A 16,897-nucleotide genomic window follows, 5' to 3' on the forward strand; every position below is an offset into this window, starting at 1 on the left:
TATAATTACAGTGTATATATTAAGTGGGATCGAACATTGACACAAGCAATCTATCAGGGCTTTATTTTATCAAGGCAACAATACAGCGCTAAAAATACGCAAGGTATTACTTTGTGTTATTGGCTAAGCTCTGATCATGGCCCACTTAAAGTTATTATTGAAAACCAGCAAGCAGTGTTTTTCATCCCATTGTCAGCGCAACATACTGCAAATACTTTACTCGCACAGGCAAATATAAAAGCGCAGTTTAATAAGGTTGAGTTGTGTCATTTTAGTGGCAACGAATGTGTTGCCTGTTACTTTAACGATATAAAAAGTTTATATACTGCACGCGCTCTTTTAGAGCAAGCAATGCCTATTTACGAAGCCGATGTACGCCACAGTGACCGTTTTTTAATGGAGCGCTTTATTAAAGGAGGTGTATGGGTAACCGGTAACGCCACAACTAAAAATGGCTTTATTGAAATTAGTGACGCAAAGTTAAAAGCAAACAAAGATTACACGCCAACGCTTACATCTATTTCTTTGGATATAGAATGTAATGGCGATGGGGTGTTATTTAGTGTAGCACTTGTGGGAAATGGCTTAGATTGTGTATTGATGATAGGGGAGCCGCAGCAAAGTGATTCGACATTTGAAATAGACTGGTGCTATGACGAAATTAACCTGCTTACCAAGTTGCAGCAGTACATTATAAATAACGATCCTGATGTTATTATTGGTTGGAATGTTATTGATTTTGACTTTAGTTTATTGCAAGAACGCGCAGAGGCGTTAGGGCTTACCCTTAACTTTGGCCGAGATAATCAACCTTTGTATATTAATAAAGGCCATTACACCCGATTAACGCTTCCTGGGCGGTGCGTCATTGATGGCATTGATACATTAAAAAATGCCACTTACCGATTTGACAGCTTTTCATTAGCCAATGTTGCAGAGCGGGTACTTAACGAATCTAAATTAATAAAAACCGATAACCGATTAACTGAAATTGTTCGTCAATTTAACGAAGATAAGCTTTCTCTAGCGGCTTATAACCGCCAAGATTGTATTTTGGTTAATCAAATTTTCGAAAAATTAAAGTTATTCGAATTTGCCATAGTCAGAACTCAAATCACTGGGCTCGAACTTGAGCGCATGGGTGGCTCGGTTGCTGCATTTACTAATTTATATTTACCGTTGTTACATCGCAGTGGTTATGTTGCCCCCAACTTAGGCGATCATGGGCTCTCATTTGAGAGCCCTGGTGGCTATGTGATGGAGTCGACCCCAGGGCTTTATAAAAACGTTTTGGTATTGGATTTTAAAAGCCTATACCCTTCAATTATGCGTACGTTTTGTATTGACCCGCTAGGTTTAATCGCAGGGTTAAATGCACCAGAGCATGCGGTTGAAGGATTTAATCAGGCGTTATTCTCAAGAACGCAGCACCATCTCCCCAAATTAATTGCACACCTCACCCAAACACGCCAAGAGGCAAAAGACACTAATCAACCTATGCTCTCGCAAGCGATTAAAATTATTATGAATAGTTTATATGGCGTACTCGGCTCTAAGGGTTGTCGGTTTTACGACCCGCGTTTATCGAGTTCCATTACTTTGCGTGGCCATGAGATAATGCAAACAACCCGTAAATGGATAGAAGCGCAAGGCTTTGAGGTGATATATGGTGATACCGACTCTACGTTTGTAAAACTTTGTGAAGATAAAAGCCCTCAGGAGTGTAACGAAATTGGCTGCCAACTTGTTCATCATATTAATGCGATGTGGCAAGCTGATTTAAAACAACGCTATGATTTACATAGTTATTTAGAAATTGAATTTGAAACTCATTACAGTCCGTTTTTTATGCCAACTATACGAGGTAAAAAAACAGGCTCTAAAAAGCGGTATGTAGGGCAAGTAACCAAAAATAATGAAAAAAAACTGGTATTTAAAGGTATGGAAACGGTACGTAGTGACTGGACTGAGTTTGCACAAGAGTTTCAAACACAATTATTTGAGACGTTATTTACTGACAACTTCGAAATACAGCAACTGCACGATATTATAAATAGCTACACTCAAAAACTTTATAATGGTGAGTTCGACCGTAAATTAGTATATAGAAAGCGGTTAGGGCAGCACCTTAACGATTACATCAAAAATATTCCTCCTCATGTTCAAGCTGTTAAAAAATACAAAGCGAATCATCCTGAGTTTGAAATAAAACGCGGGCAAGTGATTGAATATGTTTACGCAGTAACCGGCGCTGAGCTTTATAACGGTAAAAACACTCTGAACTACCCACTGTACATTCAAAGACAGCTCGACCCTGTTGCGCAAATGATATTAAGCGCATTAAACACAGCATCTGAATCTACACAAGCCTCGTTGTTTTAGCTTAACTATGAGCTTAAAAAGTCTTTTATAGTTAATTATTCGCCTATAAACTTCAAAGGTGAATAAAAAATTTAAAGGTAAATTAACAATTGTGGCCTTGGTTACAATTTTATCTAAAAAGAATACAAAGCGTAATTTAAAAAATCATTTATTCAAACTCATAAAAATCAATTGGTTACTATGATGTTGTTTCTAATTATCAAGTTTTTTTCTAAATCGTATTCATAAATTAATTTAAAAAACTAATAAAATACCGCCAAAAATGATAATGAAAAGTCATGCAAAGTGCTTTTAAAGTTAATTTAATGTTGACCGCCTTGTGTTTGAAGTATTATCATCTGAAGCGTGATCACAAATTAATTAACAAGGTGTGATCAAAAAAATACAAAAACAAATAGTATTCTAGGGAGAATCAAATGTTAAATAACAAAGTTTCAAAAGCAGTTCGCTTAGCGATCGCTTTTGGTGCAGCTTCTACTGCTGCTTTCTCAGCAAGTTCATTTGCTGCAGAAGAAGGCGCAGAAAAAGTTGAACGTATTCAGGTTACAGGTTCACGCATCAAGCGTACTGATTTAGAAAGTGCTAGCCCGGTTTTAGTTCTTAGCCGTGATGATTTAAATGTTAGTGGTCAATTAAGCATCGGTGACATTCTTCAACAAATTCCAGCTGCGGGTGCTGCACTTAATACTGCCTTTAATAACGGTGGTACTGGCGCAACAAACATGGATTTACGTAACTTAGGCGCACAACGTCTTCTTGTATTAGTAAATGGTAAGCGCTGGGTTTCATCTTTAGGTTCTACAGTTGATTTAAATACAATCCCATCGTCAGCGATTGAACGTGTTGAAGTTGTTAAAGACGGCGCTTCTGCTATCTACGGTTCTGATGCTATTGCTGGTGTTGTAAATATCATCACTCGTAAAGATTTTGAAGGTGTTGAGGTTTCTGTATACGGTGGTGAAAACTTAAAGTACAACGATGGTCGCCAGTATTCTGCAGACATCACTGTTGGTACTACTTCAGACCGCGGTGGCTTAATGTTTAATGCTAGCCATGTAACTCAACAAGAAATTTGGGCAGGTGATCGCGATATTTCTTCTATGGGTAACAGCTCTACAACTGAAAAAGGCCGTTTACGTCTTACTTCAAGTGCAATCAGCCCTGAACTTCGTGATAGCTTACTTGCTCAAGGTTACACTGAAAACAACGCTGGTAAGTCAAACGCTGGTTTTGATTTAGTTCCTAATGGTGCAGGTTCAGCTGTAGGTTTAGATTCATTCCGAGACCGAGCTGGTGATGTTTACAACTACGCGCCTGAAAACTACCTTGCAACGCCACAAGAGCGTAACAGTTTTTATGTTCAAGCTTTTTATGACTTAAGTGATGACGTTCGTTTCGTATCAGATTTCATGATGACTAACCGTAAATCTTCACAGCTACTTGCAGCGATGCCATTAACAATTGGTGCATCTTTTGGTGCAGCAGCTAGCCGAGTAGACATCCACGAAAATAATATCTACAACCCATTTGGTGAAACACTGTATGGTGATGCTTCTCGCTCAGGTGTAGAAGGTTATATCCCATTTGCTGGTCAACGTCGTTTTGTAGAAGCTGGTAACCGTATTTACAGACAAAATGATACTACTTACCGTGCAATGGTTGGTTTAGAGGGCGGTATTGGTGATACATCTTGGGTTTGGGATGCTTCTTACATTTATGGTAAGAATAGCCAAGACGTTTTAACAACAGGTCTACTTAACCTTACTCGTATAAACCAAGCGTTAGGTGACAACTGTAATGCATCTACTTCTTGTGTACCACTTAACCTATTTGGTGGTGCCGGCTCAATTACACAAGATATGGTTGATTTTGTAACATTTGACAGTGTTTCTCGTGAAGGTTTAGAACTTAAAGATTACACAGTAAACTTTGCTGGTGATGCATTTGAGTTACCGGCAGGTGTTGTAGGTATGGCCGTTGGCTTTGAACGTCGTGAAGAGTCAGGTTACGATACGCCTGATCCACTAACTCAAAGTGGTGAAACTTCAGGTAACCAACGTGATGCAACTTCAGGTGGTTTCCGCTTAGATGAAGCTTATGTAGAACTTTCAATTCCAGTATTTGATGGTTTAACTATTGCACCAGCAATTAGATTCTCTGACCACAGCGCATATGGTAGCAACTCTACAGCTAAAGTTGGTGTTGAATACCGTCCAATGGATGATTTACTTCTTCGTGGTACTTGGGCTGAAGGTTACCGAGCTCCTTCAATCTCTGACTTATATGCAGGTAATGCAGATGCATACCCTACATTAACAGACCCGTGTAACTCTGTAGAAGGTGTTGTTCCAAGCCTACCTGGTTGTGCTGGCGTACCAAATGGTTACACGCAAGCTAATACACAGATTCGTGAAACTCGCGTTTCTTCTCCAGATTTACAACCAGAAGAATCAGAATCTAAAACGTTTGGTATTGTTTATAACCCAAGCTATGTTGATGGTTTAGAATTCACAATCGATTACTACGATATCGAAGTTGAAAACTCAATTGGTCGTTACGGTTCTAATCGTATATTGAACGAGTGTACTTCAGGAAGTAATGCATCTTCTTGTGATTACATTGACCGTGATGCTAACGGTAATATCGTTGATTTACGCAACTTCCTACAAAACTCAGGTACCTACAATGTTGAAGGTATAGATTTTTATACTGCATACAAGTTTGATACTGAGTACGGTAGCTTCAGAACATCTCTTGATTTGTCTTATGTAATGACTAACGAGTTCGATGGCGAAGATCAAGTAGGCGTACAGTATGGTGATGCTGGTTATCCTGAATATAAAGGCACATTTGCTCTAGATTGGTCTCAAGGTGACTTTGATGCGCATTGGCAAACACGTTATGTTGACCGTATGCAAAACTACTATGACATAGCTTACGGCGCAGAAAATTACCCAGGTATGGCTGATTACATTGGTTCTTACTTTGTACATGATGTATCTGTAGGTTATGCGCTAGACTCTTACAACACTAAAATTAGTGTAGGTATTGAGAACTTATTCGCGAAAGAACCTTCTCGTGAATACACTAACAATGACTTTGCAATCTCAACTAACAACTTCTCTGTTACAGAGTACGACGTTAATATGGATCGCTTTGTATATGTACGAGCTACAATTAAGTTCTAATAACTTAGAAACTTAAACTTTATTTAAAAGCCACTTTTTAGTGGCTTTTTTATTTTTGGAATATTTATGATTCAACTAAATAAAAATATTGATGTAGTTAATTTACATAGGGAATACTCTAAAAATAAGAGAATTATGGTTGATAGTGTTTTAGAGTTTGATGGTTTTTCTAAAATTACAGAAAAATTAAAACACAATATTCCTTATTTGAATGCATATTCTTTAAATGGCCAATACATTCAATCATCAGATGATGAATTAAAAAATATGTCTCCCAATAAAATGAGAGCGCTTCAGCAGACTATTTATGAAAATGCGAGTAAAGGGGTTGGCTTTTTTTATGGGCGATATGAAATAACTCAGAATGAAAAAGATGAGTTACTAAAGGAGCTATTTAATTATCTTAATGGCCAAGAAGTTTTAAAATTGATTAGTGATGTTACAGGTGTAAAGGGTTTAAAAAGTGCAAGTGTGCAATTAACACGCTATGTACCAGGAAATTTTTTGACACGACATAATGATGTACTCCCTACAAAGCAAAGAGCAATCGCTTTTGTTTTTGGTTTTACACCACAGTGGCACCCGGACTGGGGTGGTTTGTTACATTTTTATGAAATGGATGGAAAGCTGACAGAGACGTTTATGCCCAAAAGTAATGTTTTATCCCTTTTTGATGTGCAATTACCACATTCTGTTTCTTATGTAACTCCATTTGCTCGTGCTGCAAGATACTCAATTACTGGCTGGTTTAACTTAAAATAATATTATTTAAGCGGTGCTAAGTTAGGTGTTGATAACTTATTCAATCGTGGATTACCGGGCTCAACAACCGGTACGGGTGCAGGCTCAGCGATTTACGATAATATTGGTCGATTTGCCTACCTACAAGCTACTTACAAATTTTAAAGCTATTACCTATTAATATAATATTTTTATACTAATAGAGTTTCTTAGAATTGCAGATAAGTTAAGTATGTAATTAAATACCCTTAATCATTTTGATTAAGGGTATTTTTTTATATTTATACATAATATAGTTCTCTAAATTTATAAACAGTTTGAATATCAGTTTATGAATATAAATTATTTAAACAAATGTGAAATAAAGCTGTCTTCCTAAAACATAACCATTAATTAGATTAAGAATTCTTACCTTTGATGACCTACACCCTTAGACCCTACCAGAGCGAGGCGGTTGAACGCACCGTTTTACACTTTAGAAAAACCAATGATCCTGCTGTCATTGTGCTGCCTACAGGTGCGGGTAAAAGTTTAGTGATTGCTGAACTTGCGCGTATTGCTAAACAAAAAATATTGGTGTTGGCGCACGTAAAAGAATTAGTTGAGCAAAATGCTCAAAAGTATAAAAGCTTTGGTCTTGAGGCGAGTATATTTTCCGCAGGATTAAAAGAAAAGTCGTTAACCCATCAGGTCACTTTTGCGAGTGTGCAGTCGTTATCGCGTAATTTAGACAAACTTAATGAGCACTATTCATTACTCATTATTGATGAGTGCCACAGAGTGAATGGCGAAAAGAAAAGCCAATATGGTAAGGTTATTAATGCACTTAAATCTCACAACCCTGAATTAAAAGTATTAGGCTTAACAGCAACGCCTTACCGCCTTGGGTTAGGCTGGATCTATCATCATCATTACCATGGGTTTGTAAGAGGCAATAAAGAGAGTCCATTCAAACACTGTATTTTTGAATTACCTTTGCGCTATATGATTAAGCATAACTACTTAACTCCCCCTAAAGAGGTTGATGCTGCGATTAGCCATTATGACTTTTCATCTTTAACTAGCAATGCATTTGGGCAATATAGCAATGAGGATATGAATGCGCTGTTAAAAAAATCGACCCGTGCAACTCAAACAATTTTACAACAGGTTATACAATACAGTGAAAATCGTTACGGCGTGATGATTTTTGCAGCTACGGTTATGCATGCACAAGAGATAATGACTTATCTACCAGAGGATCACAGTGCGCTGATCACGGGGGATACGCCAAATAGCGAACGCGATAAAATAATAAAGCAGTTTAAAGCTAAACAGTTAAAATATTTAGTAAATATATCAGTACTGACGACGGGTTTTGATGCCCCTCATGTTGATTTTATAGCTATTTTACGCCCCACGGAGTCGGTAAGTTTATACCAGCAAATTGTCGGTCGAGGCTTGAGGTTGGCAGAAGGTAAAAACGATTGTTTAGTGATTGACTATGCGGGTAATGGCTTTGACTTATTCTACCCAGAGGTGGGAGATAAAAAAGGCGATAGCGATAATGAACCCGTGCAAGTGCTGTGTCCTGGGTGTGGCTTTGCCAATATATTTTGGGGAAAAACAGATGCTGATGGCAAAGTAATCGAGCACTTCGGCAGGCGTTGTAAAGGCTTGCTAGAAGATGATAACGGTTTAAGCGATCAATGCGATTACCGCTTTCGTTTTAAAGAGTGTGAGCAGTGCGGCGCACAAAATGATATTGCTGCTCGAAAATGCCATGATTGTGACGCTGTGATGGCCGACCCTGATGATAAGCTGCGCAATGCGTTAAACCTTAAAGATGCATTAGTCCTACGTTGTAGCGGCTTGAGTGTGGTAAAACTTAAAGAGCAATTGTTAAAAATTACTTATTTTGATGAAGACGGAGCCAGTTGTGATGAAATTTTTGATTTATCAAACAAAGGTGCTCGGTATTACTTTAATCAGCAGTTTGGTAAGCGTGTAAGTCAGGGCCAATCCCCGATTGAATTTGTCAGTGCAGAGCAAGCTATGAAAGCGCAGTTTGATTTAATACCACCGGATTTTGTGATTGCGCGAAAAAGTAAAAAATATGGCTGGAAAGTAGCAGATAAACTTTTTGATTATAAAGGCAGCTTCAGAAAAGCAAACCAGCTAAGTCGATAGACTAAGCTGGATATCATTCATCATTTAAATTAGGGATTATGCCTCTTCTGCGTCTAATCCCCAACCATCACCATAGCCATTAAAGCTGTTCGCTATGCTTTCAATGTATTGTTCTGCTTGGCCTAACAGTGCATGTTCAGGCACCATTTGTACATGGGCAATTACTTCCCAAACGCCGGTATCGTTGCATTTTTCAACATCAGCAGTTTGCACTAATGCATCGTTTACAATCTCAGTTGCAAATTTTTCGGCATCAACCTGTTGTTCAAATAAAATGTAAAAATCAATTTGTTGCATTTTACTTAAATCTACACCAGCGGCGGAAATTTCAGCAAGTAGCTGGCCATTGTCATCATCAGGGAATTGCATTAAAAAACTCATTAATTTTATTTTGTACTCGTTATAGCTATTGTAACCAAAATAAACCGTTAACGCGTACTAAATTTTGACTGCATTTTTGAGTGTTAATTGCGATTAAGTTAATGTTAGGCTCATTGTGGCTATGGTAGTATATCTCTGTCTAGCGGTTTATTTTATGGATACCACAGTAAGGATATTTACTTGTTCAATCAGCTTTTAAAGTTTTTTTGTTTTTTTTGCTTATTAGTAAGCCTGTCTTCTATTGCCTCTGAAAATATAATTGAAGATTATGAAATTAAAGGGATCAGTGGCGACTTAGACTTAGAAAATAACGTTGCACTTTATTTAAAACAACTTGTTGGTGAAAAACCAACCCGTACACTTCGTCGGTATGCAAAAACGCAAGTTGAGAACAGTATCAAAGCCTTAGGTTATTACAGTCCAGTAGTAAATATTGATTTTGATAAAGACGAGCGCGAACTTGTTGTAAATATAGAGCGAGGCCCAGCCACACGTATTGAGTCACTTAATATAACTATTAATGGTGAAGCAAAACAGGATCCGTTCGTTCAAAAAACGATTGAAGATCTTAATTTAAAACAAGGTGATATTTTAAATCATGGGGTTTATAGCAGCGCGCATAAAAAAATAGAGTCAGTGTTGCTAGAGTATGGATATTTCGATGCAAAATGGCCTGTTAGAAAATTTGAAGTATCACTCAAAAAACACAGCGCAACCATTACTTTTACTATTGATAGCGGTGTTCGTTATCAATTTGGTGATATTTTAATTGCCAGAAATACTCCAGCCGAAAAATATATCCGCTCTTTGGCGCCATTTAAAATGGGTCAGTCGTACAAAGCATCCTATATTGCCGATTATAATCTTGATTTATCAAGTACCCCTTATTTTAAGAGCGTGCGTGTTTACGCCGATATTACAGCGAGAAAAAACAAGCAAGTTCCTATAAAAGTCGATGTGTTACATAAACCAGAAAATAGTTATGAAATTGGTGGTGGCTTTAGTACAGATTTAGGGCCGAAAGTACGTTTTAAATGGAGTAAACCATGGATCACCGATAACGGGCACTATCTTGAAAGCAATTTAAATGTTTCTCAAAAACAGCAAGATATTTCCATGGCTTACACCGTGCCGGTGAATGATCCGAACGATGATTTATGGCGCTTTTCTGTCGGTTATAAGTTGGAAGATGAATTAACCAATGAAACCTACAGTGAAATACTAACAGGTCAGTTACAGCGCCAGTGGTTAACTGAGCATAAATGGGTACGAACGGCTTTTTTAAGGCGTGAGCAAGAAACCTACCGCATAGGGGATGACGAAGAAAAAACAAGTGAAATGTTAATGCCTGGGATCAGTTATGCGCGTAAACAATCAAAGGGTGGCACCACACCTTATTGGGGGGAGCAGTGGTCTATTTCAGCTGAGTTTGGACTCGATAGCGTACTCTCAAGTACCAATTTGGTTAGAGTTCAATTACAGCATGCTTGGTTACGTACTTACCTTGACCGCCATCTGATCTTTTTAAAAGCAAACGTGGGCGCAATGATTGTTAATGATATAAATAACGTGCCATTTTCTTTGCGATTTTATGCCGGTGGCGATCAAAGTGTCAGGGGTTTTGCTTATCAGTCGATTTCTCCGCAAAACGAGCAGGGTGAGCGTATTGGTGGTAAATATTTATTAGCGAGTACCGTTGAATACAACTACCAATTTGCTAAAAATTGGCGAGCTGCGCTGTTTGTTGATGGGGGGACCGCAACCAATGATTTTTCAGAACAATTTGAAGTAGGTGCAGGATTTGGTTTTCGTTATTTAACACCGGTTGGTCCGATAAGAGTTGATCACGCGTGGGGGCTCACAAAAGAAAGTAAAAGTACCCGTTTAAGTATTACCATAGGGCCTGAAATTTAATGTCAGTATTTAAAAAAGTAACGGCGATAGTTAGCGCCGTTTTAGCAACGCTGTTAGTTACACTGTTTTGCGTTTTGTTTACCGCCCCTGGTAATCAATTGCTTGCTTATACAGCGAATAAATTGGTTGATGGCTTAACCATTGAAATAAAAAATGGCCGATTTTTATACAATGACGCATTTAACTTACAGTTTGACCAAAATGGCGTAAGCGTTAATGCACAGCAACTAAAGATAGATTTATTTTGGTGGCAATGTGATGGTATTTGTATTGATAATTTAAGCGCTAAGTCGATTAAATTAACCTTGCCAAAAAGCGCTGAGAATAAAGACGATACGCCAACCGAAGCATTAGAAAAAATAACCTTACCCTTTAATATTGCATTAAAAAATCTAGCTATTGATGAATTTATTTTAAATCATTCAAGTGCAAATGTAACACTTAACACTCTGCAATTGTCGGCAAAGGCTGAAGGGTCTGATGTTACAATTAAACGCTTGACCATTCCTCGTATTAATGTGGTATTAAAAGAGCAAACCGCAGCTCAACAAGCAGCGGCTAATCAACAAACAACAACGGCTATTAAGAAATTACCAGCTTTACCCAATATCGATTTTATCTCGCCACTTAACATCAATGTTGAGCAGTTCAATATCACCAACGTGACAATAAATCAGGGCGAGCAACACTATTCAATTGATGATATTGCCCTGCAAATGAGCGTAGAAGATGCCACTATTAAGGTACAGTCACTATCGGCAGGTTATCAGCAGTGGCAGTTAAATACTCAGCTTGATGCAACACTGGAAGGGGCTATGCCTATTAACGGCAACATTAGCTTAAAAGGGAATGAACACGGAGCTACTCTTGATATAAATGGTGATCTAGCCAAGCTTAACATTGCGCTTGATACCACAGGATTATTTCCTTTAAATTTGAGAGCAACAGCCAACCTCAAACAGAAAAATTATCCCTTTAGTGTTAATGGCAAAATTAATCAATGGCTTATTAATACACAAAATAATGAGCTAAAGGTTAAAAAGATCAATTTAAGTGCCCAAGGTAATGCTAACGACTATCAATTAAGTTTAACGGGTAATACTCAGCTAGATGCTTATCCAAGTGTAGATTTAAATGCTCAGCTAAAAGGCACACTAACCAACGCGACGCTTGAAACGCTTGCTTTAAAAACTAACGATAGCGCTGCGAATATTCAAGCACAGCTTGATTGGCAACAGGGAATTAAAGCGGACTTTACCGGCGTTTTATCAAATTTAAAAGCGCAATACTTAACCGATGCCCTAACCAGTGATGTTTCAGGGACGTTTAAAGGCGTATTTAACGCTCAAGCCGATACCTGGCAGCTACAAATGAACAATACTAAGCTAGCTGGCTTTTTAAACAACGTTCCCTTAGAGTTTGCTGCAAACTTTAAGTTAGATAATCAATTAAAAGCGGATATCGATAGTTTTTATTTAAGTAGTGGTGCTAACAAGTTAACTTTGAATGGGCAGGTAGATGATACATGGCAAGTTGACGGTGATATTACACTTAATAGTGATGAGCAGGCTAACCTTCCTTTTATTGCTAACGGTAAAGCGGATTTAAAAGTACGCGGCAATAGATTAACCCCTTCGGTTAACTTAGCCGTCATACTAGAGCGTTTTATTTTTAATGAGATAAACATTAATAAACTTGCTATAAAATCTCAACTAGATACGGCCGCTGATTGGCAAACTGATCTCAGTGTTAATGTTGCATCTGCACTGGTCGCTGGGCAGCAAATTAATAATATAAACATAGCTGCCAGTGGTGATAAAACAGATCATCAACTTAGCGCGTCGATTGATGCCGAAAAAGGCGCGGTGGAACTTGAGCTTAATGGCAAAATGAAAAATGCCATTTGGAATGGTGAGCTAAGTGACATAACCCTTAGTGATAAAAAGCTGAGTTTTAATAATACTAAAAAAATATCCGTTATGGTGAATACACAAAACGGGGATTTTGATGTGAGCGCTCATTGTTGGCAATCAGCTCAAAGTAAGTTGTGTATAGATACCTTGTCGCAAACAAAAGCGCTAGGGCAGTTTAATGCAAAGCTTGCTAACCTCTCACTTGCAGAGCTTAAGCACTTATTACCAGATAATATTCGCACACGCGGAGACTTAACAGGTGATTTTGCTGCTAATTGGCAGTCAGGTGCACTTAAAACACTCAGAGCCAATGTAAATTCTAATGGATTAAATGCAGTGCTAACCTCAGAAGAGGATCGATTTAAACTCCCAATAGAAACACTCAGTATTCGTGCTTTTTCAGATTCGCAGGTTGGTAAAATTGAAGCTAACTTGTCATCCAGTGTGTTAGGTAAAATAGCAACCGATATAAATATTGACGACATTCAAAATACACAAACACTCTCTGGTAACGTTAATATAGATAAAATTTTACTTTCAGACATTCAGCCATTTTTAGATACGCTTGAGCAACTTAAAGGGGCAATCAGCGGACAGGTTACATTAGCAGGAACGCTCAAAGATCCTCAGTTAGATGGTGAGCTTAATATAGCAGACATTAATTTAGAGGGAGAGCAATTACCCGTTGCACTTAAAGACTCTAATATACATATTTTATTTAATAAAACCACGGCAACGATTAAAGGTAACTTAAGTGATCCTCAAGGCGGGCAAGTTAAACTTACCGGTGATGTTGATTGGCAAGGTGAGCAACCCGCGGTTAATGTTGCAGTTGTTGGCAATGAGTTTTTTGTTAGAGCGCAGCAGGGTGTGATATTTAAAGTATCACCCGATCTAAAAATCGGCATAGCAGATAACGCGCTTAACCTTGTCGGTGAAGTGGTTGTGCCTTATGGACGTATAGAAATTGAAGAGCTGCCCGAGGGCGCAGTGCAAGTAAGTGATGATGAAATAATTATTGATCAAAAAACACAAGCGGCTAAAAAAGTCCCTTTTGATTACGATATAGACTTAAAAGTAACAGTAAAAAATGATGTAAAAGTCGAATCGTTTGGACTCAAGTCTAAAGTAACTGGTGATTTAGCGCTTAAAATGAGCCAAGGTACGCCAATTATTGCAACCGGAGAGCTTAATTTAATAGAAGGGACGTATTTAGCCTTCGGGCAAGACTTGATAATTAGAACAGGGCAAGTAGGTTTTAGTGGCGCAATCGACAAACCGTATCTCAACATTAAAGCGATTCGTAACCCAGATAATACCGCTGATGGTGTGATTGCCGGGGTGACTTTAACCGGCAGTGTTGAGCAACCTACGTTAAAAGTATTTTCTGAGCCTGCGATGGATCAAGCCCAAGCCTTAGCCTATTTACTCAATGGGCAACCATTAGGAGAGGGCGACAGCTCTACAGATGCTATGTTAACTCAGTTATTACTTTCTCAAGGTGTGAGTCGCAGTGAGGGAGTGGTTTCTAAGGTGGGTGAAACCTTTGGTTTATCTGATGTAAGCTTAAGCTCTAAAGGCAGTGGTGAGCAAACAAAAGTAGAGATATCAGGTTATATAGCCCCAAGCTTACAGGTTAAGTACAGTGTCGGGGTATTCGACTCACTCAGTGAAGTGGCTGTGCGCTACCAGTTACTCTCTAAACTATACATAGAAATAACCAGTGGCTTATACCAAAACGTAGACATACTGTATAAGTTTGATTGGGACTAATAGATAACAATAAAAAGGAAAGGTATGAAAAAGTGTGTAGTGACCCTTTTAGTGTCGGCTTTGTTAGGTGGATGTGCCCAGCAAAGTACTCAATCACCAGCCTCATCGGCTAAAAAACTAACAAGCAGTGAGATTATTGCGGCGGCTAAAGATGATGAATGGCGATGGGTCGAATCAGAGAATATTCTAAAGTTAACCCTGCCGACAGGCGCTGCATATATTGAGCTTAACCCCAAACTTGCGCCTAAACACACTGCGAACATTAAAAAACTGGCAAGACAAGGCTTTTATCAAGGTACTCACATTTACCGTTTTGTTGAAGGGTTTGTAGCTCAAGGTGGCGATAGTACGGGTAAAAAGTTAGCCAAAACTAAAGATAACACGGTGCCAGCGGAATTTTATTTAACCACCACTGAGCCACTTTCAATAACCGAGATGGGCAGTGATGGTTATGCACCCGTAACGGGGTTTTTAGGTGGCTTTGCGGTTGCACAAAACCAAGCGCATACACAAACGTGGCAAGTCCATTGTCATGGCATATTTGCAATGGCGCGCGATAACGATATAAACAGTGCCAGCAGTGAGTTTTTTGTCACCATAGGTCAAGGGCCGCGTTATTTAGACAAAAATATTACCGTGTTTGGTCGGGTGCTTAAAGGCATGGCACATTTTCATCAGTTAGCGCGAACGCCAACTGAGAATACCGAGTTTAACCCCATTACTGATCTACAAGTATTAGCGGATTTAGCAGACGATAGCAGCCGATTTAAAGTAATGAAAACAGACTCTGATTCATTCAAACAATTAATTATTGCTCGGGGTAACCGCAGCGAGGAATGGTTTGCGTACAGCCATAATTATATTGATGTGTGTGGCATGGCGGTGCCAACTAAGCAACTTAATGACTAAAAAAGGAGCCTCAGGCTCCTTTTTTGTTAAGGTAACGCGACACTTATTGACGGTTTATTTTTACCGAAAATGGGGTTTCGTTATAATGTGTTGAGCGATATGGGTTTATATCAAGCCCACCACGGCGCGTATAACGAGCGTATACTTCAAGTTCTTTAATATGGAGTTGAGTGGTTAAGTCGCTGTAAATACGTTCCACACATTGCTCATGAAACTCATTGTGAGTTCTAAATGAAATTAAATAGCGTAATAATGACTCACGACAAACTTGCTCACCGGTATAGCGAATAATAATACTCGCCCAATCCGGTTGTGAAGTAATTAAACAGTTAGACTTAAGCAAGTGGCTATGCAAAGTTTCGGTGACTATTTTATTGCTTTGTGATTTAAGTGAATGGGCATCAATATGGTAGTTATCTATCTCAATATCTAACTCATCTACACACTCACCTGGCAGTGGTGTGCAAGGAATACAATTGTAGTCATCAGCGCTGTATAAGGTTACCTTTACAGGGCTGTTTACCGCATTGGATAAGTCGTCAATTAAATGTTGTTTAACAATTTCAATACTCCCAAAACGGCTTTGATTAAAGCTGTTTAAATAAAGCTTAAACGACTTTGATTCAATAATATGACTACTTTGACATTCGAAAGTAAACAATGCCACCGCAACTTGAGGCTTACCTTTAGTATTTAACCAAGACAGTTCGTAACCTGTCCATATGTCTTGGCCTTTAAACGGCAGCGCAGTTTCATCAATACTTAATGAATCACGATTAAGCTTGCGAGCAATAGGAAAAAGCAAGCTGGGCGTGTATTGATCGACATACTCAGTAGATTGACCAAGTACGCTGCCTTTAAGATCGGGAGAATTGCTGTAATCTGTCATGTTTGCTCTTAAATAGTTACAATGGATGCATTATATATAAATTAAATGAGTTTCACAGTATGTCTGTTGCAATGCAATTAGCTCAACTTCACGAAAAATTTAGCGAACAAACGATTACTAATACACAAAAGCGCCCATTAATCGTCCACGATGAGCAATGGCCAAGCCCATGTGAAATAGGTAGCGCCGATGAACATGGCATGATCCAATGGCAAGCGATAGTTAGAGAGCCTACAGGTTCATTAACCGATCTCGCTAACGCATTGGAGCTTGAGTTTCCAGAGGCGTTGAGTCAATTTTATGGTCATATGTTTGCTGGCAGTGTTGTAGCCAATATTGACGGACATCAAGTGGAATTATTACAAGCATGGAATGAAGATGATTTTGACCTACTGCAACAAAATATCACCGGTCATGTTTTAATGAAACGTAAACTCAAACAAGCGCCAAGTGTATTTATTGGGTTAACCGACCAAGACGATTTGCTTGTTACCGTATTAGTAGAAACAGGTGAGGTGTGCTTAGAGTATGTAGGTAAAAAGCCACATCATGTACTTGCCAAAAACCTCAGTGAATTTATAGCATCGTTGACAGTATAATTATAAGGTAGTTTTAAGGTGTGATGTTTTTAGACATAG

General features: G+C 38.6%; 10 protein-coding genes. 8 read left to right on the top strand and 2 right to left on the bottom strand.

Annotated features, from left to right (window positions below; genetic code table 11):
* Positions 1-36 precede the first annotated feature (36 nt).
* From QL984_RS01420 to QL984_RS01435, 4 genes are all read left to right on the top strand, one after another.
* Positions 37-2,382 carry a DNA polymerase II gene (locus QL984_RS01420; protein ID WP_290171915.1) on the top strand — a complete coding sequence of 782 codons (2,346 nt, stop codon included), beginning with the start codon at positions 37-39 and terminating at the stop codon, positions 2,380-2,382.
* Between the two features lie 416 nt (positions 2,383-2,798).
* Complete coding sequence (locus QL984_RS01425) at positions 2,799-5,570, top strand: TonB-dependent receptor (RefSeq protein WP_290171916.1); 2,772 nt, start codon at positions 2,799-2,801, stop codon at positions 5,568-5,570.
* Between the two features lie 66 nt (positions 5,571-5,636).
* Entirely contained in the window at positions 5,637-6,332 is a 696-nt protein-coding gene (locus QL984_RS01430) for a 2OG-Fe(II) oxygenase family protein (RefSeq protein WP_036953878.1), read from the top strand.
* A gap of 396 nt (positions 6,333-6,728) precedes the next feature.
* A complete protein-coding gene (locus QL984_RS01435) occupies positions 6,729-8,480 on the top strand; it encodes a DEAD/DEAH box helicase (RefSeq protein WP_036953881.1) in 1,752 nt (583 codons plus the stop codon).
* 36 nt (positions 8,481-8,516) lie between these two features.
* Here the strand turns inward: QL984_RS01435 and QL984_RS01440 are convergent, their stop codons facing one another.
* Entirely contained in the window at positions 8,517-8,849 is a 333-nt protein-coding gene (locus QL984_RS01440; RefSeq protein WP_138686877.1) for a ribonuclease E inhibitor RraB, read from the bottom strand.
* 192 nt (positions 8,850-9,041) lie between these two features.
* On the opposite strand from QL984_RS01440, the gene QL984_RS01445 reads away from it, so the two are divergent.
* From QL984_RS01445 to QL984_RS01455, 3 genes are read left to right on the top strand one after another with little or no spacing between them, the layout of a single operon-like run.
* Positions 9,042-10,775 carry an autotransporter assembly complex family protein gene (locus QL984_RS01445; RefSeq protein ID WP_138765246.1) on the top strand — a complete coding sequence of 578 codons (1,734 nt, stop codon included), beginning with the start codon at positions 9,042-9,044 and terminating at the stop codon, positions 10,773-10,775.
* Entirely contained in the window at positions 10,775-14,461 is a 3,687-nt protein-coding gene (locus QL984_RS01450) for a translocation/assembly module TamB domain-containing protein (protein WP_290171917.1), read from the top strand. Before QL984_RS01445 ends, QL984_RS01450 begins: the two co-directional genes overlap by 1 nt.
* Positions 14,462-14,485: 24 nt before the next feature.
* Complete coding sequence (locus QL984_RS01455) at positions 14,486-15,370, top strand: peptidylprolyl isomerase (protein ID WP_128583220.1); 885 nt, start codon at positions 14,486-14,488, stop codon at positions 15,368-15,370.
* Between the two features lie 43 nt (positions 15,371-15,413).
* Here QL984_RS01455 and queF read toward each other — a convergent pair whose 3' ends face one another.
* On the bottom strand, positions 15,414-16,259 hold the full coding sequence (queF, locus tag QL984_RS01460; protein ID WP_128583219.1) for an NADPH-dependent 7-cyano-7-deazaguanine reductase QueF: 846 nt from the start codon (positions 16,257-16,259) through the stop codon (positions 15,414-15,416).
* A 59-nt stretch (positions 16,260-16,318) separates the two neighbouring features.
* Between queF and syd the strand changes: the two genes are divergently transcribed.
* On the top strand, positions 16,319-16,858 hold the full coding sequence (gene syd / locus QL984_RS01465) for a SecY-interacting protein (RefSeq protein ID WP_036953897.1): 540 nt from the start codon (positions 16,319-16,321) through the stop codon (positions 16,856-16,858).
* Positions 16,859-16,897: the final 39 nt, after the last annotated feature.

Source organism: Pseudoalteromonas sp. APC 3495, from assembly GCF_030407645.1.
Lineage (GTDB): Bacteria > Pseudomonadota > Gammaproteobacteria > Enterobacterales > Alteromonadaceae > Pseudoalteromonas > Pseudoalteromonas tetraodonis.